Source organism: Pseudomonas corni, assembly GCF_057128765.1.
Map to the genome: position 1 here is coordinate 120048 of NZ_JBSKHW010000004.1, position 16997 is coordinate 137044.

Genomic DNA, 16997 nt, shown 5'->3' on the forward strand with positions numbered 1-16997 from the left:
CCTCAAGCGTCGGTCGCGAAGGGAATGGGCGTCAGCGGCACCAGACCGCCTCGGCATTTGAGCACCCGCAATTGGGTCGGGCGCACGTCGATGGCCAGGCGTAACGCTGCCGGCGACGGATTGGCAGCGGCCTGTTGCGGACGGCAGGCAAACGCCAGGGTTTCGCCGGTTTCGGCGGCAACCTGCAGTCTTCGCAGCGCGCGGTCATCGGCCTTCTTCGGCCAGCACAGCACCGCGCCGCAACTGCCCGAACGCAGGCATTGCTCAACCGCCCACAAGGCATCGCGCTCGTTGGCCTCGATCACCGCCAGTTGCCGCAGATCAATCCCCGCCGCCTGCCAGGCCTGCGGATACGGCACGTAGGGCGGCGCCACCAGCACAATGCGTTCGCCGCTCTCGGCCAGACGGGCCAGCGTCGGCCAGAGCAATCGCAACTCACCACTGCCATCGGCCGGAATCAGGATTTCGCTCAGCGCAGACGGCGGCCAGCCACCCATGGGCAACGCGGCATCGAGCAACGCATGCCCGGTGGGTTGCGCGGCGACGGGCTGGACCGCAGGACGGCCTTTCCAGATTCGACGCTCATCGAGCAGCGCGTCGAGGCTGACCACTGCGCCCATCATTCGCGTCGCACCAGGCCACAGAACACGCCTTCAATGGCGAAGTCCTGATCGGGATGAACGATGATCGGCTTGTATGCCGGGTTGCGTGGCAGCAACTGGATTTGCTGCTCGCCTTTGTGCAGGCGCTTGATCGTCACTTCGCCGTCCAGCCGCGCCACAACGATTTGCCCCTCATGGGCCTCGCCGCTTTGCTGCACGCCCACCAGATCGCCATCGAGGATGCCGTCCTCGATCATCGAGTCACCTTTGACCCGCAGCAGATAATCCGGTACGCGGGAGAAAGTCCCACGGTCCAGCAGCAATGTGTCATGGGTGTCGATGTCCGGCCCGATGGGCAAGCCCGCTGCCACGCGACCGAGCACGGGCAGTTCCAGTAATTCAGGTCTGGGGCTGGCAGACACCAGTCTTATGCCCCGCGCCTGATTGGCGGTAACTTCGATCAGCCCGGCCTCGGTCAACGCCACAATGTGCTTGCGCGCCACACTGCGCGACGCAAAACCGAAGGCTTCAGAGATTTCAGCAAGGCTCGGCGGCTGTCCGTTCTGCGCAATGCGATCACGGATAAAGGCGAGAATTTGGGTACGGCGGGGAGATAAGGTCGTCATGGAGTACATTTGTACTCCATTGGGAGGTTTTTTGGCTAGGGCCTTTGGTCAGGCAGAAGATTTTCAAGAGAAGAACAAGCAAGCGGCGCTCCTAGGGCCTCCGGCCAGAATCAAAACCGCAATGCAGCTGCCCTAAAACAACGAGGCCTGCGCGGCATTCTCAACCGCGACGCGGTTCTTCAACCGATTGCCATCCCACCCCTCAAGCCTCAGCAGCAACTCTTTGGCCGCCAACCCACCGGCAAACCCGGTCAATTCACCGGACATGCCAATCACCCGATGACACGGCGCGATGATTGAAATCGGGTTCTTGCCGTTGGCAGCGCCCACCGCTCTGACTGCCGCAGGGCTGCCGATTTGATGGGCGATCTGGCTGTAGGTGCGGGTTTCGCCGAAGGGAATGGTCAACAGGGCTTGCCAGACTTTCTTCTGAAAGTCGGTGCCGGAAAAATCAAGATTGAGTTCGAAACTGGTACGCGTGCCAGCGAAGTACTCGTTCAATTGCTGTTCGGTACGCTGGAGAATTTCGCTGTTCAGGTCATGCGTCATAGGACCAAGGTGGATGCGGTTCGGGCGGTCGTTTTCCCACAAAATCGCTACCAGCATTTGCCCTCTGGCAATCAGCTTGAGCTGGCCCACCGGGGAATCCATGAAGCGGTAGATGAGGGTCATCGGGTGTTCCTGATCAACGGGGGCAACACGGTTTGATCCGTACTGGCGGGGCAAACCGAAAGATTACCCCGTCACACCGTTTCAATCACCCACGCTGTGGCAGCGACTCAGGTTGGACAACCCTCTTCGCCGCCATTCAGATTCTGCTTGTAGTTCTCATACTCCAGCGACGCCTTGCCGTTGACCCACTTGAGGGTCAGCACCAGCACGGAGTCGAAGTCATCGCCGACCCAGTCGTCTAACAGCTTGACCTTTTTACCGGAGGCCTCTTCAGCCACCTTGTTGATCAGCTCTGGCAGATAGCCGTGGGACCAGGCGGTGTAGATGGTGGCGTCGTGGTATTTGTCGCGCATGAACTCGTCGGCCAGATCGCTGGTGTCGTTGGCGGCGAAGTCGATGTTGACCGGCAGACCCAATTTGATGGCGCTGGGGCTGATGGTCATCAGGGGGCGCAGGTAGCTGTAAGAATGGTCGCCTTCGCCTTCTTCTACATGCCGGCTGGGGTTGGCGGCGAAGATGAAGTTGGCGTTACCAAACTCTTTGGGCAGCAGGGTCGAAAGGTCAATGGCGCGATTCAAACCCTGACAATTCAACTGGCCGAGCCCCATGTCGGGCTTTTCCGCGTGACGCAGAAAGACCAGGGTTTGCGTACCGTTTTTCGGTTCGGCATGGACACCTCTGCCCACCGAGAAGAACACCACGGCGGAGCAAAGAAGCAATACGGGCAACAGGAAATAGGCGATGCGGCGCAGAGGGTGGGATAGAGCTGAGGATTTGAAAAAAGTCATGATGGCCTGAGTTCTTATAGTACGTGGTGGGCGCCTGCGGCCCGGCTGCTACGTCCTTGTGAGCTGGCTGTTTGATACTCGCCACAGCTTGGCAGCGATTTATTGCGGTATGAAGAATGAGGGTAAGAGGCGAAAACGCCTGAAAGGTTGCACGTAAGTGCCTGATTGAGCGAAATATTCGCCGAACGGTCGCTAAGTACCGCAGATTTACCGGAGCAAGATCATACCTTTATCCAGCCCAAATCACCTGCGCAGACTGCAGACTATCGCACTGGCGACCACTGCCAGTCCCGCCAGCGAATATACCCAGGACGCCGAGGCAACCGGCAGTAAAACCCCCGCCAACAAAGGGCCAACCCCTGCCCCGACATCACGCCATACCGCATTGGAAGCCAGCGCCTGCACGCGACTGGCGCCCGGATTGCGTTGCGCAACCAGAGTCGTAACCAACGGCAATTGCAAGGCTCGCAGGATCAGCACACCACCGGCTCCGATGATCAGCCAGTGAAAGCCGAAGGCTGTCAGGGCAAGGGCGGTCAGCGCAGAAAACACCACCAGCATTTGCACTGCGCCAAAAGTGTCGGCAGCGCGTCCACCCAGAGGGCTCAGAAGCATTTCCGAAGCGTAACGCAGGGCCAGCAGCACTCCCGCGATAAACACCGCATTGCCGCCGAGTACCGCTTGCGCCTGCAACGACAAGCCGAAGATGAACAAACCGTCCAGTGCCACGCCTTCAACGAAGGACCACACCGCCACGCTGTCGGGCATTTTGAAGCGACGGCCGCTGGCAGGCGGCATGGGGTGGGCCTTGTCCGGCAAGCCACGGGCTACCCACAACCCCAATAGCGAGGCAAACGCCAGGATCAGAAAAATCAATCGTGGTCCGAAATGCAGGCTGATCAACGCGCCGACGGGCAAGGCGATCATCGGACCGATGGCGATCAATGCCCGCGAACGACCTGAGCGCCGGGCCGCGCCGCCGGGTTCTGAGGTCGCCAGCACTTGGGTGGAAAGGTTCAGAGCGGCGTAGGCCAGGCCCCACCCCAGACGCAGGATCAATAGCCACCAGAAGCCAGAAATGAACGAATTACCCAGCGCGCAAACGGCCGCAACGCCTGCCGCCAGCATCACCGTCGGGCGATCGCCTCGGCTGGCGAAGAAGCGCACTACGTAGCTGTAGCCAAAAATACGTACTAGCCGATTGGCGGCCAGAAGAACACCGGCCTGGGCCAGGGAGATGCCGAAAGCGTCGGCATTCATCGGGAGCAAAAGGTACAGCAGCACATCGCTGGGCAGGCACAAACTAAGAACGATCGCCGAGCGGCGAGAGGCGTGGTCGGCATCACGGGCAGCGGCAGACATGTGCAGAAAGACCCTGAAACAATTGGACCGATAGAATGCTGTGCCGCCAGTCATCTGACAACCTGCATGTGACGATTTTGTTGCAGCCACCTCAAGTGTTTTCCCAGCAACAGCACATCAACAGACTGTCGCTAAACCACCCTTCTGATCTCCTTCTAAAACAGTTCCAGCCCGCAAAATCACCGCTCCAGCAACATGGCACAGAGCCTGCAATATTCCATTTAAATAGTACGTCGGCATCTGTACTGCTCATTTCGAAATAAGCATGCCACTGGCCGTTCCTGAATGCAGATTGGAAAACAATGATGACTCAACTCCCCCGTTTCAATGCGCTGCGCCTACCTTTCACCCGTTTGGCCACAGCCTTCGCCCTGGCTTTGGGTCTGCAATCAGGCGTTCAGGCCGCCGAAGCGCCGCCCGCCGAAGTGCATCTGGATTACGCCTACTACTCGCCCGTGAGCCTGGTGCTAAAGCATTTCGGCTGGCTGGAAAAAGCTCTGCCGCAATCGAAAGTGACGTGGGTGTTCAGCCAGGGCAGCAACCGCTCGCTGGAGTACTTGAACAGCGGCGGCGTGGACTTCGCCTCGTCCGCCAGCCTTTCGGCGGTATTGGCACGGGCCAACGGCAGCCCGATCAAATCGGTCTACGTGTACAGCCGCGCCGAATGGACCGCCTTGGTGGTGCGCAAGGATTCAACCCTGCAAACCGTCGCCGATCTCAAGGGCAAGAAGATCGCGGCCACCAAAGGCACCGACCCCTACTTGTTTACCCTGCGCGCCCTACAGCAAGCTCACCTGACCAAAGACGACGTTGAACTGCTGCACTTGCAACACCCGGACGGTCGCATCGCGCTGGAAAAAGGCGACGTAGACGCGTGGGCCGGCCTTGATCCGCACATGGCTGCCAGCGAAATTCAGGCCGGCTCGCGCTTGCTCTATCGCAACAAGGACTTCAACAGCTATGGCGTGGTCAGCGTCACAGAGACCTACGCCGAGGAACACCCTGAAACCATCAAAACTGTGTTGAGCGCGTACGAAAAGGCTCGTGAATGGGCGCTGAAGAATCCGGAAGAGTTCGCCAAACTGCTGTCCACCGAGTCAGGCTTGCCGCTGGATGTCGCCAAACTTCAACTGACCCGCACTGACCTCAACAGCCCGCAACTGACTGACAAGGACGTCACCGCCTCCAAAGCCGCGGCACCGATCCTGGTGTCCGAAGAGCTGGTGCGCAAAGGCGTGAACGTCGATCAGGTCATCGACCAACTGATCGATCCGAGCTTCTCCAAAGCGGTGATCGGCAAGCCATGAAGACGTTGACCGGACAGTGGCGCACCCGCCTCAAGGGGCTTGCAGTCCCGGTGGCGATCATTGTCCTGCTGGAAATCGTCGTACGCATCGGCTGGGTGCCGTCCTACCAGATGCCGGCGCCCAGTGAGATCGCCGTGACCCTGACCGACCTTGCCAACGGCGCGCTCTGGAAGCACATCGGCGCCAGCTTGATCCGGGTTCTGAGCGGCTTTGCCATCGGCGCCAGTCTGGCGCTGTTTTTTGCCGCCTGGGTCGGACTGAGCCGCGAAGCCGAGGCCTATCTGGAACCGACATTTGCCGGGCTGCGTTCGATTCCGAGTCTGGCCTGGGTGCCGCTGTTACTGCTGTGGCTGGGCATCGGCGAGACCTCGAAAGTAGTGCTGATCGCCATCGGCGCGTTCTTTCCGGTGTACCTCAACGGTGTCGCGGCGATTCGCGGCATCGACCGCAAGCTGGTGGAGGTCGGGCAAGTGTTCGGCTTCAGTCAGCAGCAAATGACTCTGCACGTGTTTCTCCCCGCCGCCATGCCGGGTTTGTTCACCGGATTGCGCAGCGGGCTGAGCCTGTCGTGGATGTTTCTGGTGGCTGCCGAATTGATCGCCGCCACCAAGGGGCTTGGTTATCTACTCAGCGACGGCCGTGAAACCTCAAGGCCCGACATCGTGCTGGCAGCGATCATCGTCCTAGCCGTACTTGGAAAATTGAGCGATGGCATATTGGCTGCGCTGGAAAAACGTTTCCTTGCCTGGCGTGATTCCTACAGCGGCAACAGCAAATCCCCTGCCCGCTTGAACCCCGATTCGCCCAAGCTGAAACCCCTCCAGGAATAACCTTTCATCTGAAGCCGTGTTGACGAACGCCTTGCCATGGTGTTTCCTGAAACCGGTTTCAGAGCGTGACAATCCGTCGCACCTCTCTTCCCGACGGGTCCGGTAACGGTTGTACAAAGCCTGCTGATAAATCCAATAAGGACCAGGCCGTGAACAGTATTCCTACACCGATGCGCCCACGCGTCACCATGAGCGACGTCGCCGAACTGGCAGGCGTGTCCAAAGCCAGCGTCTCGCGCTTCATCGGCGAAGACCGGCCATTGCTGTCGGTCGCCATCGCCCAGCGCATCGAACACGCCATTCAAACCCTCGGTTATCGCCCCAATCAAATGGCCCGAGGCCTCAAGCGCGGCCGTACTCGTCTGATCGGCATGCTGGTCGCCGACATCCGCAACCCCTACTCCATCGCTGTCATGCACGGCGTCGAAACCGCATGCCGCCGTCACGGCTACAGCCTGGTGGTGTGCAACACCGATCGCGACGACGAACAGGAACGTCTGCATCTGGCCGCGTTGCGCTCCTACAACATCGAAGGGCTGATCGTGAATACGCTCGGCCATCATCTTGATGAGCTGCGCGAACTGCACGCCGAATTACCGATGGTGCTGGTGGATCGCAAGGTCGACGCGCTACACAGCGATCTGGTCGGTCTGGACAATCTGGCCACCGTACGCCAGGCGCTGGACCATCTACAGGACTCAGGCTTTCGCGACATCTTGATGGTCACTGAACCTCAGGACGGCACCAGTTCGCGCATCGAGCGCGTAGAGGCGTTCAACATGCTGATGCAGCAACGGCCCGGATTGCGCGGCCAGGTGCTGGAAACCAACAGAGCGTTCGACGAGCAACTAAGAACATTTATCGCAGCCCCGGGCCCCGGCCCAAAAGCGCTGTTCACCGCCAACGGCGTCGCCACCCTGACCTGCACTCGCCAGCTGCACGAGCTGGGTTGCCATCTGTTCGACGACGTCGGCCTGATCGCCCTCGACGAACTGGAGTGGTATCCGCTGGTGGGCAGCGGCATCACGTCGCTGGCGCAGCCGACTCACGACATTGGCGTGACGGCATTCGAGTGCCTGCTCGGCCGATTGCGCGGCGATCAGGCGCCAGTGCGCGCCTACGACTTCCCGGCGCAATTGATCGTGCGCGGCTCCACTCGACGACGACGGTAAGGCCCCGCTTTGCACGAAGGCGGCTGCGCCTGCTTTTGACATGAAAGAAAATGAAACCGGTTTCAGAGGACAACAACAATGAATAGATTCCCTGTATCCATCAGCCTGTCCAGCTTCGGCGCGGACCTTGTACGCGAGCGCGGTCAGGCCAGCTTTATCCCGTTGCTGGTCGAGGCTGGCGTCAAACGCATCGAACTGCGCGAAGAACTGTTCACCACCGAAGACTTCCCTGCCCTGGCCGGGGCCATCAAATCCCAAGGACTGGAATGCCTGTACTCGGCGCCGCTGGAACTGTGGCTTGAAGGCCAGCCGCTGCCTAATCCGGCGCTGGAGCCCACATTGCAACGCGCGGTTCAGTGCGGCGCGGCATGGCTGAAGGTGTCGCTCGGGCATTTTTCGGAAATCAGCGAAGTGGCCGCCTTGGCCGAGCGCCTGGCCCCTTACAACGTGCATTTACTGGTAGAGAACGACCAGACCGTTCAGGGTGGCCGGATCGAGCCGTTCACCCGGTTCTTCGCCCGGGTCGAGGCGCTGCAAATGCCTATCGGCATGACGTTCGACATCGGCAACTGGCAGTGGCAAGACCAATCGGCCAGCGAGGCAGCGCGGGAGCTGGGTCGTTTTGTCGAATACCTGCACTGCAAGGCCATCACCCGCAACGCCCACGACAAACTGATCGCAATTGCGCCATCGCCCGTTGACGTACAGCACTGGAACCAGCTGATGAAGCACATGCCCAACGGCCTGCCCCGCGCCGTCGAATACCCGTTGCAGGGCGGCGACTTGTTGCAGGTCACCCGTGAGCAAGTGGAGATTCTGGCCACTCTCGGCCAACCGCACGAAGCGCCAACAGCGCAGGGACTGAGCCATGTCTGATCTGGATATCCTTTCGTTCGGCGAAACCATGACCATGCTGGTGGCCGAGCAAGCCGGCGATCTGGCGCAAGTCACCCATTTCGAAAAACGCATCGCAGGCGCCGACAGCAACGTCGCCATCGGCTTGTCGCGATTGGGTTTCAACGTGGCCTGGCTGAGCCGGGTCGGCAACGACTCCATGGGGCGTTTCGTCATCGACAGCTTGCAGGGCGAAGGCGTGGATTGCCGTTATGTGAGCATCGACGCTGCCCACCCTACCGGCTTCCAGTTCAAATCCCTGGAACTGGAAGGCGCCGACCCCACCGTCGAGTACTTCCGTCGCGGTTCGGCGGCCAGTCACTTGTCGCTGGCCGACATCAAGCCCGAGCTGCTCAAGGCCCGGCATCTGCACGCCACCGGCATCCCGGCGGCGCTGTCCGACAGCTGCCGCGAGCTGTCGCGGGCGCTGATGACGCAGATGCGCGACGCCGGTCGCAGCGTGTCGTTCGATCCCAACTTGCGCCCGTCGCTGTGGTCGAACCAGGCAACCATGATCCGTGAAATCAACCACCTCGCCAGCCTCGCCCACTGGGTGATGCCGGGCTTGGCCGAAGGTGAACTGCTCACAGGTTTCGACACCCCCGCCGACATCGCCGCGTTTTATCTGGATCAGGGCGCAGAAGCGGTGGTGATCAAGCTGGGCGCAAAAGGCGCGTATTACCGCACCCAGCTCAACCAAGCGTTTGTGCCGGGGGTGGTAGTGCCCAAGGTGATCGACACGGTTGGCGCTGGCGATGGCTTCGCGGTCGGCGTGATCAGTGCGCTGCTGGAGAACCTCGATTTCCAACAGGCCACGGCGCGCGGCAACTGGGTTGGCAGCATGGCCGTGCAGAGCCGGGGCGACATGGAAGGTCTGCCGACACGCCAGCAGTTGCAGGCAGCGACATCGACTGCGCAGCCCCACGTACACACCGCCTGACCGATTCACAACACACACGACAACCGCAATCACCTGCTGCGAAAACAACAACAAGCTCAGGGAGCTCGATATGGAAAACATCCTCAACACCATGAAAACCGGGGGTCTGAAACGCCGCTGGCTGCTGATCATGCCCATCGTGTTCATCACCTACAGCCTGGCGTACCTGGACCGGGCCAACTACGGTTTCGCCGCCGCGTCCGGTATGGCTGAAGACCTCAATATCACGCCGAGCATGTCCTCTTTGCTGGGCGCGCTGTTCTTCCTTGGCTACTTCTTCTTTCAGGTACCGGGCGCGATTTATGCGCAGAAAAAGAGCGTCAAGAAGCTGATCTTCGTCAGCCTGATTCTCTGGGGTGGCCTGGCAACCCTGACCGGCATCGTCTCCAACGCCTACATGCTGATCGGCATTCGTTTCATGCTCGGCGTGGTCGAAGCGGCTGTGATGCCAGCGATGCTGGTGTACCTCTGCTACTGGTTTACCAAAGCCGAACGCTCCCGCGCCAACACCGTGCTGATTCTCGGCAACCCGGTGACCATGCTCTGGATGTCGGTGGTGTCCGGTTATCTGGTGGCACATTTCAGCTGGCGCTGGATGTTCATCGTCGAAGGCTTGCCCGCCGTGATCTGGGCGTTTATCTGGTGGCGTCTGGTGGACGAACGTCCGGCCCAGGCCAAGTGGCTGAGCGACGCTGAGAAAGCTGAACTGCAACGCCGTCTGGACGCCGAGCAAGTCGGCATCAAGCCGGTGAAGAACTACGCCGAAGCCTTCCGCTCGCCAAAAGTGCTGCTGCTCGCCGCGCAGTATTTCTGCTGGAGCATCGGTGTTTACGGCTTTGTGCTGTGGCTGCCGACAATCCTGAAAAAAGGCATGCAGATGAACATGGTCGAGGCGGGCTGGCTGTCGGCGCTGCCGTATCTGGCGGCGGTGATCGGCATGGTCGCCGTGTCTTGGGCTTCGGACAAACTGCAAAAACGCAAACTGTTCGTCTGGCCGCCACTGTTGCTGGCAGCCGTCGCTTTCTACGGTTCGTACGCTCTTGGCACCGAGCACTTCTGGTGGTCGTACTCGCTGCTGGTCATCGCCGGCGCCTGCATGTACGCGCCGTATGGTCCATTCTTCGCCATCGTTCCGGAAATCCTGCCGTCCAACGTGGCCGGTGGCGCCATGGCACTGATCAACAGCCTCGGCGCGCTGGGCTCCTTTGCCGGCTCGTATCTGGTGGGTTACCTGAACGGCGTGACGGGCACTTTGAGCGCGTCGTATCTGTTCATGAGCGGCGCATTGCTGGTCTCGGTGGTGCTGACGCTGATGCTCAAGCCCGACACCAAGACCAAGCCGGTGCAAACGGCGCCCACCGCCCCCGCGCATTCCTGATCCTGACGTGGAACCGAATTCGATGAAAAAGCAGGTCGTTTTGTACAAGCAACTTTCCGCGCCCTTGATGGCGCGGTTAAAAGAACACGCCGATGTCACGCTGATCGAGGATGTGAAAGGCGCAGGCCTGGCGCGATTGAAAGCCGCCCTGCCCCAGGCGCAAGGTCTGCTGGGGGCCAGCCTCAAGCTGGACGCCGCATTGCTGGATTTGGCGCCGAAGCTGGAAGCGGTGTCCAGCGTGTCAGTGGGTGTCGATAACTACAACATCGATTATCTGGACCGTCGCGGCATCGTCCTGAGCAACACCCCGGACGTGCTGACCCAGACCACCGCCGACACCGGTTTTGCCCTGATCATGGCGACCGCCCGGCGCGTGGTGGAGCTGGCCAATCTGGTGCGCAACGGCGAATGGACACAGAACCTGGGTCCTGCGCATTTCGGCACCGACGTACACGGGAAAACCCTCGGCATCATCGGCATGGGGCGCATCGGTGAAGCGGTGGCGCAACGGGGTCATTTCGGGTTCGGCATGCCGATCCTCTATCACAGCCATTCGCCTAAACCTGCCGTAGAAGCGCGCTTCAATGCCAGCTATCGCAGCCTTGAGGCGCTGTTGCAGGAGGCGGATTTCATCTGCCTGACCGTGCCGCTGACCGCTGAAACAGAGGGCCTGATCGGTGCAGAACAATTTGCGCTGATGCGTCCCGAGAGCATCTTCATCAACATCGCCCGGGGTAAGGTGGTGGACGAACAGGCGCTGATCGCCGCCCTGCAAAACGGCCAGATCCGCGCTGCCGGGCTCGATGTGTTCGAGCGTGAGCCGGTTGCGCCGGATTCGCCGTTATTGAAGATGGATAACGTCGTCGCCACCCCGCACATGGGTTCAGCGACCCATGAAACCCGGGAGGCCATGGCCCGTTGCGCGGTGGACAATCTGATCAGTGCGCTGGCGGGGGAAAAGCCGGCCAATCTGGTCAATCCAAAGGGCTGGGACGCCCGCCGCTAAGCGTCAGGCCTTCTCAATCTGATCAGCAGCATTGACACATCGGGGTGTTCAGGCGACGTTACTGGCACCCTTTTTGTTTGCACGAGCCGCGCCCGATGAACGAACTCCAGCAACTGAACGAAACCCACGGCTTGTTGCTGGTGTTCGTCAACGTTCTGTTGGAGCAATTGGGTCTGCCAGTGCCAGCCTATCCAACGCTGATCGTCACCGGCGCCCTGGCCATGCAAAGCAAGCCGTTGCTAGGCGCGGGCGTAGTATTTGCGATCATCGCCTGCCTGATCGCCGACTCAGTCTGGTACTGGGCCGGCAAACGCTTCGGCGGCACGCTGCTCAAATCGATCTGCAAGATTTCCCTCTCTCAAGACACCTGCGTGCGCCAGGGCCTCACGGTCTATCAGCGGGTAGGCGTGCGCGCGCTGCTGCTGTCCAAATTCCTCCCCGGCGCCGGGGCGTTGGTCACCACTGTGGCCGGCATGAACGGCACGCCGTATGGCATCTTTGTGCGTTACTCGCTGGCGGGCTCTTTTATCTGGGCAGGTTCGGCGATGCTGCTGGGGATGTTGTTCAGCGATGCCATCATGCCAATCCTCGACTGGCTAAGCGGCTATGTGCCCCTGGCGCTGGCGATAGTGTTCGGCGCCCTGGCGGTGTTCATCGCCTGGAAATACTGGAAACGGCGGCGCCTGATGTGGCGCACGGCGCAGGTGCCGCGCATCACCGTTCCCGAGTTGCTGGCCCTGCGCGATACCGATGATGCCCCGGTGGTGATCGACGTACGTCCTTCATTCCATGTGAGCGATCAGGAAGGCATCCCGGGCGCAGTGGCCATCGGGCTTGAAGAACCGCTGGCGCCGTGGGTGGCTCAGTTGGGCGACGTCGACATGGTGATTTATTGCGCCTGCCCCAATGAGCTATCAGCCGCGCTGCTGGCAGAGAAACTGCGGGCTCACGGGCTGACCAAGGGCAAGGCACTGATCGGCGGGCTGGACGCCTGGCAACTGGCGCATCCAGTACCATCGGTGAAACCTCAGGCCAGCGCGGCCTGAGGAAACGGTTTTTTCTGCACCGCCAGCACGCCGTTCTTGATCGAAACGATTTCAGCCATCAGCGACAAAGCAATCTCCGGCGGTGTGTGGCTTCCGATGTGCAGGCCGATGGGGCCGTGCAAGCGGGCGATTTCTTCGTCGGACAGGCCCAGCAGCGCAAGATTTTCCCGGCGCTTGAGCGTGTTGACCCGTGAGCCGAGTGCGCCGATGTAGAACGCATCGGACTTGAGCGCGGTCAGTAAGGCCATGTCGTCCAGCCGCGGATCGTGGGTCAGCGCGACAATGGCCGTGCGCGCATCCGGGACGATGGACTCCACCGCATCATCCGGCATGCCCGGCACGAAGCGCGCGCCCTCTTCTTCCCAGCCGAAAGCAAATTCCTCGCGGGGATCGCAGATCAGCACTTCAAAATCGAGCATCCGCGCCATCGACGCCACGTAGCGCGACAGCTGACCTGCACCAATGAGGAACAAACGCCAGCGCGGGCCGTAGATGGCGCGCAGTGTGTGCCCATCGAAGCTCAACGCATCATCGCGCGTCGCAGTGCCCAAGGTGACCGCGCCGCTGGCAAGCGACAGTTCACGGGAAACGATTTCATGGTTCTGGCAGCGTGCGAGCAGGTCATCGACCCAGGCGTCTTCGACCACTTGTTCTTCGGTCAGGCGCAGCGTGCCGCCACACGGCAGGCCGAAGCGCGCTGCCTCGTCCTTGGTAACCCCGTAGGTGACCAGCTGGACGCGGTCGGGAGGCGATTGTGCTTCGCGCTGAGTTTGCACGCGGGTAATCAGGTCATCTTCGATGCAGCCACCGGACACGGAGCCTGTGACTACACCGTCATCACGCAACGCCAACATCGCCCCCGGCGGACGCGGCGCACTGCCCCAGGTTTGAATGACGGTGTACAGCCACACGCGGTGGCCTTCAAGACGCCATTGGCGAACGCTCTTCAACACGTTCAAATCAACACTGTCCACCGGGACCTCCAAGGCTGAATAAAGATGTGCGAATGGATGCAGAAAGGGTGCCATTCGAGCCCATGTAGGAGGGCCCGGACGCCCGATAAGTTCTGTTCGTTCGACGAGATCCCAGCGTTGTACACCATGAGGCGGATCGATGGAATCGGTGGGCGCGCAGTGTACTGCCCGGCATAACCCCGCAGCGCGTGGTGACGATCGGTATTTTTGCGGCGAATGCAATCCTTGTCGTTGATTGATCAGCATGGGCATGAAACCTGTGGGAGCGGACCTGTCCGCGAAGAGTGATGATCCGGCACCACACCTGTGTCGGCTGTACCGCCCTTTCGCGGACAGGTCCGCTCCCACGGAGTTTGCATGGCGTCAGCAACCATCGACACGGCCTGCGGCCAGAATCAAAAGCTTCACGGGCAAGGCGAAATGCCGCCTACTCGCCCAACAAGATTTGCAGCGTTTGGCAAAATGGTTATTCATCGCAACACGCTCTGCAAAAACTGCTGCGTGCGCGCTTCTTTCGGGGCGGTGAATATCTGCGCGGGCGGGCCCATTTCGACGATCTGGCCGCCGTCGAAAAACACTACGCGGTCTGCCACTTCCCGGGCGAAACCCATTTCATGGGTGACCACGATCATGGTCATGCCCTCTGCCGCCAGGCCCTTCATCACGTTGAGCACATCGCCTACGGTTTCCGGGTCCAGCGCCGAAGTCGGCTCATCAAACAACATCAATCGAGGCTTCATCGCCAGTGCGCGCACGATCGCTACGCGCTGTTGCTGGCCCCCCGACAGTTCCGAGGGGTAGCCCTCAGCCTTGTGCCGCAGCCCCACCCGATCCAGCAGCGCCAGCGCGTTGCTTTCAGCTTCTGCTTTGCTCGCACGACCCAGTTTCACCGGCGCCAGGGTCATGTTTGCCAGCACGCTCATGTGCGGGAACAGGGTGTAGTCCTGAAACACCATGCCCACCTCTTCGCGCAGCCGTGCCAGCGCCTTGCGGTCCCCGGCTTTGATCGATTCACCGCCAGCGATCACCACACTGCCAGCGGACGGCTCTTCCAGACTGTTGAGGCAGCGAATGAACGTTGACTTGCCCGAGCCGCTGGGCCCGATGATCACCACCACCTCGCCTTCGCTGACGTCCATGTCCACGCCCTTGACCACCTCGTGCTCGCCAAAGCGTTTGTGCAACCCTCGCACCGTCAGCATTGTGCTCATAGGCCAGCCTGGGCACGGGTAGCCGCCTGCAAACGTTCATGTGCCGCCGCCATACGATCACGCAGCGCCTGACTGGCCCGACGCTCGACGACGATGCGGTTGTTGGCGCGCTGTAAACTCGGCTTGAGCGACGACAGCGACGGCCCTCCCGCCGAACTGCGGCCCTGCACGTTGGCAGTCGGATCGAGGCAATCGCGAACCATCGCCGCCGGAAGATTCAGCGCATGACCCAGCTGCTCCATCGCGCACACGTCCACCATCGCCGTGTCGATCTGATGGGCAAACAGCCCCGCGTCCATCGCCATGCGCACCACCCCGCCAACCACATGATGGGCCTCGCGAAACGAGAGATCCGCTTCCCGCACGATCAAATCGGCCAAGCCCGTGGCAGTAGAGAAATCTTCCCCTGCGCGCTTCACCGCCAACCCGACATTCGGCGTGGCGGTACGCAACACCAGATCCAGCAGTTTCAGGCAGCGCAGGCTTTCTTCGGCGGCTTCCCAGAAACCCCGCGTGCCTTCGCGGTTGGCGTCGCCGGTGTGGGAAAAGTTGCTGCCCTTGATGGTGATGCTCGCCCCCATCAACAGCCCGACGATATGCCCGCTGCGGCCCTTGAGGTATTCAAGCACCGTAGGGTTTTTCTTCTGCGGCATGATGCTCGACGTGGCTGCAACGCTGTCCGGGAAATCGATCAGGCTGAATTCGTGGGTGCTCCAGATGAAATAATCCTGCGCCACGCGACTCCAGAACACCGACAGCAGACTCAGGTGCGACAGGCTTTCAAGAATGAAATCCCGCGAACCGACTGCGTCCAGAGCGTTATCGAGATAGCCATCGAAACCGAGTAATTCAGCTGTGCGCGCCCGATCAATGTCGAACGGCGTTCCGGCAAACGCAGCAGCGCCCAGCGGGCTTTGATTCATGGACTCCAGCGTCTGGGTCAGGCGTTTGCAGTCACGTTCCAGCGCCTGCTCCACTGCCGACAAGTAATAGCCGTACGTAATCGGCTGCGCCGGTTGCAAATGGGTGTAACCGGGCATCACCACATCGGCGAACACTTCGGCGTTGTTGATTGCGGTCTGGCGCACTTGAATCAGGGCGTCGATCAGGTCCATCAGCACTTCACGGCATCGCAAACGATCGAGCGTTGCCAAGATGTCATTGCGGCTGCGACCGGTGTGCAAGCGCCCGCCGATGTCAGTGCCGATCTGCTCGATTAAATGCGCTTCGTAGTTGAAATACGCATCCTCCCGGGACGGGTCCAGCGTCACCACACCTGGCCCTGCGGCTTCCATGTCCAGCACGCCTTTGGCGAGCACCGCCGCGTGCTCGCCACGAATCAGACCTTGCTCGGCGAGCATCACAATGTGCGCCTTGTTGACGTTGCCCAGGTTGTCGAAACCTGCGGCGAAACCTTCCAGCCTTGGCCGGTAGATGAACTCATTCACTTCTGGGGCGGTGGTTTCTTTCAGGCGCCGACTGACTTTGGACTCTTGCATGGTGAAACCCCTTAAATGGTGGCGCGCGTCACCGGGCGACCCAGGCGACGTTCGAGATAACGGCTGAGCCAACTCAGCAGCGAACAAATGACGAAATAAACCAGCAGCACCACGCCGTAGACGGCAAACGCCGGACTGACGCCGGTCATGACCGTGGCGCGTTCGATGATGATCTGGCCGACTTTGAGAAACTCACCGACACCGACCAGAGCCCCGAGGGACGTGGCCTGCACCAGCATGGTCAGCAAGCCGGTGTAGGCCGGCAGAATCGCGCGCATCGATTGCGGCGCGATCACGTGGAGATAGATCTGCCAAGGCCGCAGCCCCAGTGCCCAGGCGCTTTTCCATTGATGGCGAGCGACTGATTCGAGACCGCCGCGCACGATTTCGATGCCGTTGGCGCTGCCCCATAACGTCAGCCCCGTAGTCACGGCAGCAAACGGACTGAGGTCCAGGCCCAGCATCGGCGCACCGAAGAAGATGAAGAACACGTTGACGATCAGCGGGATCGAACGGAACAGCTCGACGTAGGCATGAATCGTCCACCACAGCACCCGATTTTTCAGGGTCGCCAGCACGCCGAACACCGCCGAAATCAGGGTAGTGAACAGCAGAATCACCAGCGCCAGGCGCAAGGTCATCCACAGGCCCTTGGTGACAAAACCCCAGTTTTCCACGAGAAAATTCATA

The 16997-nt window shown here is 60.6% G+C and carries 17 protein-coding genes; 8 read left to right on the forward strand and 9 right to left on the reverse strand.

Annotation, left to right across the window (positions count from 1 at the left end):
• Positions 1–2: 2 nt before the first annotated feature.
• The 5 genes from imuA to ACWKV9_RS09380 form a co-directional block, all read right to left on the reverse strand.
• Positions 3–620, reverse strand: a complete 618-nt coding sequence (gene imuA / locus ACWKV9_RS09360) for a translesion DNA synthesis-associated protein ImuA (protein ID WP_483835982.1) — start codon at positions 618–620, stop codon at positions 3–5.
• Complete coding sequence (gene lexA / locus ACWKV9_RS09365) at positions 620–1237, reverse strand: transcriptional repressor LexA (RefSeq protein WP_483835821.1); 618 nt, start codon at positions 1235–1237, stop codon at positions 620–622. Before lexA ends, imuA begins: the two co-directional genes overlap by 1 nt.
• A 123-nt stretch (positions 1238–1360) precedes the next feature.
• Complete coding sequence (locus tag ACWKV9_RS09370; protein WP_483835822.1) at positions 1361–1900, reverse strand: methylated-DNA--[protein]-cysteine S-methyltransferase; 540 nt, start codon at positions 1898–1900, stop codon at positions 1361–1363.
• Between the two features lie 107 nt (positions 1901–2007).
• A complete protein-coding gene (locus ACWKV9_RS09375; RefSeq protein ID WP_483835823.1) occupies positions 2008–2688 on the reverse strand; it encodes a hypothetical protein in 681 nt (226 codons plus the stop codon).
• A gap of 243 nt (positions 2689–2931) precedes the next feature.
• The gene (locus tag ACWKV9_RS09380) at positions 2932–4050 is read right to left on the reverse strand and encodes an MFS transporter (protein WP_483835824.1); all 1119 of its coding nucleotides are present in this window, start codon (positions 4048–4050) and stop codon (positions 2932–2934) included.
• 305 nt (positions 4051–4355) lie between these two features.
• Here ACWKV9_RS09380 and ACWKV9_RS09385 point away from each other — a divergent pair, with 305 nt between their 5' ends.
• The 8 genes from ACWKV9_RS09385 to ACWKV9_RS09420 all read left to right on the forward strand — a co-directional run bounded on the left by ACWKV9_RS09385 (position 4356) and on the right by ACWKV9_RS09420 (position 12623).
• Positions 4356–5357 carry an aliphatic sulfonate ABC transporter substrate-binding protein gene (locus ACWKV9_RS09385; RefSeq protein WP_483835825.1) on the forward strand — a complete coding sequence of 334 codons (1002 nt, stop codon included), beginning with the start codon at positions 4356–4358 and terminating at the stop codon, positions 5355–5357.
• Positions 5354–6187, forward strand: a complete 834-nt coding sequence (locus tag ACWKV9_RS09390) for an ABC transporter permease (protein ID WP_483835826.1) — start codon at positions 5354–5356, stop codon at positions 6185–6187. Before ACWKV9_RS09385 ends, ACWKV9_RS09390 begins: the two co-directional genes overlap by 4 nt.
• Positions 6188–6357: 170 nt before the next feature.
• A complete protein-coding gene (locus ACWKV9_RS09395; protein WP_483835983.1) occupies positions 6358–7359 on the forward strand; it encodes a LacI family DNA-binding transcriptional regulator in 1002 nt (333 codons plus the stop codon).
• Positions 7360–7437: 78 nt separating this feature from the next.
• The gene (locus tag ACWKV9_RS09400) at positions 7438–8235 is read left to right on the forward strand and encodes a sugar phosphate isomerase/epimerase family protein (RefSeq protein ID WP_483835827.1); all 798 of its coding nucleotides are present in this window, start codon (positions 7438–7440) and stop codon (positions 8233–8235) included.
• The gene (locus ACWKV9_RS09405) at positions 8228–9193 is read left to right on the forward strand and encodes a sugar kinase (protein ID WP_483835828.1); all 966 of its coding nucleotides are present in this window, start codon (positions 8228–8230) and stop codon (positions 9191–9193) included. The genes ACWKV9_RS09400 and ACWKV9_RS09405 overlap by 8 nt, the downstream gene beginning before the upstream one ends.
• Before the next feature lie 91 nt (positions 9194–9284).
• Positions 9285–10571, forward strand: coding sequence for an MFS transporter (locus tag ACWKV9_RS09410; RefSeq protein WP_483835984.1), 1287 nt, complete (start codon positions 9285–9287; stop codon positions 10569–10571).
• Positions 10572–10593: 22 nt separating this feature from the next.
• The gene (locus ACWKV9_RS09415; RefSeq protein WP_483835829.1) at positions 10594–11577 is read left to right on the forward strand and encodes an NAD(P)-dependent oxidoreductase; all 984 of its coding nucleotides are present in this window, start codon (positions 10594–10596) and stop codon (positions 11575–11577) included.
• Between the two features lie 95 nt (positions 11578–11672).
• Complete coding sequence (locus ACWKV9_RS09420; protein ID WP_483835830.1) at positions 11673–12623, forward strand: VTT domain-containing protein; 951 nt, start codon at positions 11673–11675, stop codon at positions 12621–12623.
• Here ACWKV9_RS09420 and ACWKV9_RS09425 read toward each other — a convergent pair.
• The 4 genes from ACWKV9_RS09425 to ACWKV9_RS09440 all read right to left on the reverse strand — a co-directional run bounded on the left by ACWKV9_RS09425 (position 12605) and on the right by ACWKV9_RS09440 (position 16996).
• Positions 12605–13597 (reverse strand): XdhC family protein, encoded by a 993-nt coding sequence (locus ACWKV9_RS09425; protein ID WP_483835831.1) that lies wholly within the window; start codon positions 13595–13597, stop codon positions 12605–12607. The two genes, ACWKV9_RS09420 and ACWKV9_RS09425, sit on opposite strands and share 19 nt — an antisense overlap.
• A 470-nt stretch (positions 13598–14067) precedes the next feature.
• On the reverse strand, positions 14068–14808 hold the full coding sequence (locus ACWKV9_RS09430) for an amino acid ABC transporter ATP-binding protein (RefSeq protein WP_483835832.1): 741 nt from the start codon (positions 14806–14808) through the stop codon (positions 14068–14070).
• Positions 14805–16307, reverse strand: a complete 1503-nt coding sequence (gene argH / locus ACWKV9_RS09435) for an argininosuccinate lyase (RefSeq protein ID WP_483835833.1) — start codon at positions 16305–16307, stop codon at positions 14805–14807. The genes ACWKV9_RS09430 and argH overlap by 4 nt, the downstream gene beginning before the upstream one ends.
• 11 nt (positions 16308–16318) lie before the next feature.
• Positions 16319–16996, reverse strand: a complete 678-nt coding sequence (locus ACWKV9_RS09440) for an amino acid ABC transporter permease (protein ID WP_483835834.1) — start codon at positions 16994–16996, stop codon at positions 16319–16321.
• Position 16997: the final 1 nt, after the last annotated feature.

Coding starts and splice junctions, on each gene's coding strand:
- ACWKV9_RS09395 (WP_483835983.1), top strand. CDS start 6,358: ATGCGCCCACGCGTCACCATGAGCGACGTCGCCGAACTGGCAGGCGTG.
- imuA (WP_483835982.1), bottom strand. CDS start 620: ATGGGCGCAGTGGTCAGCCTCGACGCGCTGCTCGATGAGCGTCGAATC.
- ACWKV9_RS09375 (WP_483835823.1), bottom strand. CDS start 2,688: ATGACTTTTTTCAAATCCTCAGCTCTATCCCACCCTCTGCGCCGCATC.
- ACWKV9_RS09385 (WP_483835825.1), top strand. CDS start 4,356: ATGACTCAACTCCCCCGTTTCAATGCGCTGCGCCTACCTTTCACCCGT.
- ACWKV9_RS09430 (WP_483835832.1), bottom strand. CDS start 14,808: ATGAGCACAATGCTGACGGTGCGAGGGTTGCACAAACGCTTTGGCGAG.
- ACWKV9_RS09410 (WP_483835984.1), top strand. CDS start 9,285: ATGAAAACCGGGGGTCTGAAACGCCGCTGGCTGCTGATCATGCCCATC.
- ACWKV9_RS09415 (WP_483835829.1), top strand. CDS start 10,594: ATGAAAAAGCAGGTCGTTTTGTACAAGCAACTTTCCGCGCCCTTGATG.
- lexA (WP_483835821.1), bottom strand. CDS start 1,237: ATGTACTCCATGACGACCTTATCTCCCCGCCGTACCCAAATTCTCGCC.
- ACWKV9_RS09420 (WP_483835830.1), top strand. CDS start 11,673: ATGAACGAACTCCAGCAACTGAACGAAACCCACGGCTTGTTGCTGGTG.
- ACWKV9_RS09390 (WP_483835826.1), top strand. CDS start 5,354: ATGAAGACGTTGACCGGACAGTGGCGCACCCGCCTCAAGGGGCTTGCA.
- ACWKV9_RS09370 (WP_483835822.1), bottom strand. CDS start 1,900: ATGACCCTCATCTACCGCTTCATGGATTCCCCGGTGGGCCAGCTCAAG.
- ACWKV9_RS09440 (WP_483835834.1), bottom strand. CDS start 16,996: ATGAATTTTCTCGTGGAAAACTGGGGTTTTGTCACCAAGGGCCTGTGG.
- ACWKV9_RS09400 (WP_483835827.1), top strand. CDS start 7,438: ATGAATAGATTCCCTGTATCCATCAGCCTGTCCAGCTTCGGCGCGGAC.
- ACWKV9_RS09405 (WP_483835828.1), top strand. CDS start 8,228: ATGTCTGATCTGGATATCCTTTCGTTCGGCGAAACCATGACCATGCTG.
- argH (WP_483835833.1), bottom strand. CDS start 16,307: ATGCAAGAGTCCAAAGTCAGTCGGCGCCTGAAAGAAACCACCGCCCCA.
- ACWKV9_RS09380 (WP_483835824.1), bottom strand. CDS start 4,050: ATGTCTGCCGCTGCCCGTGATGCCGACCACGCCTCTCGCCGCTCGGCG.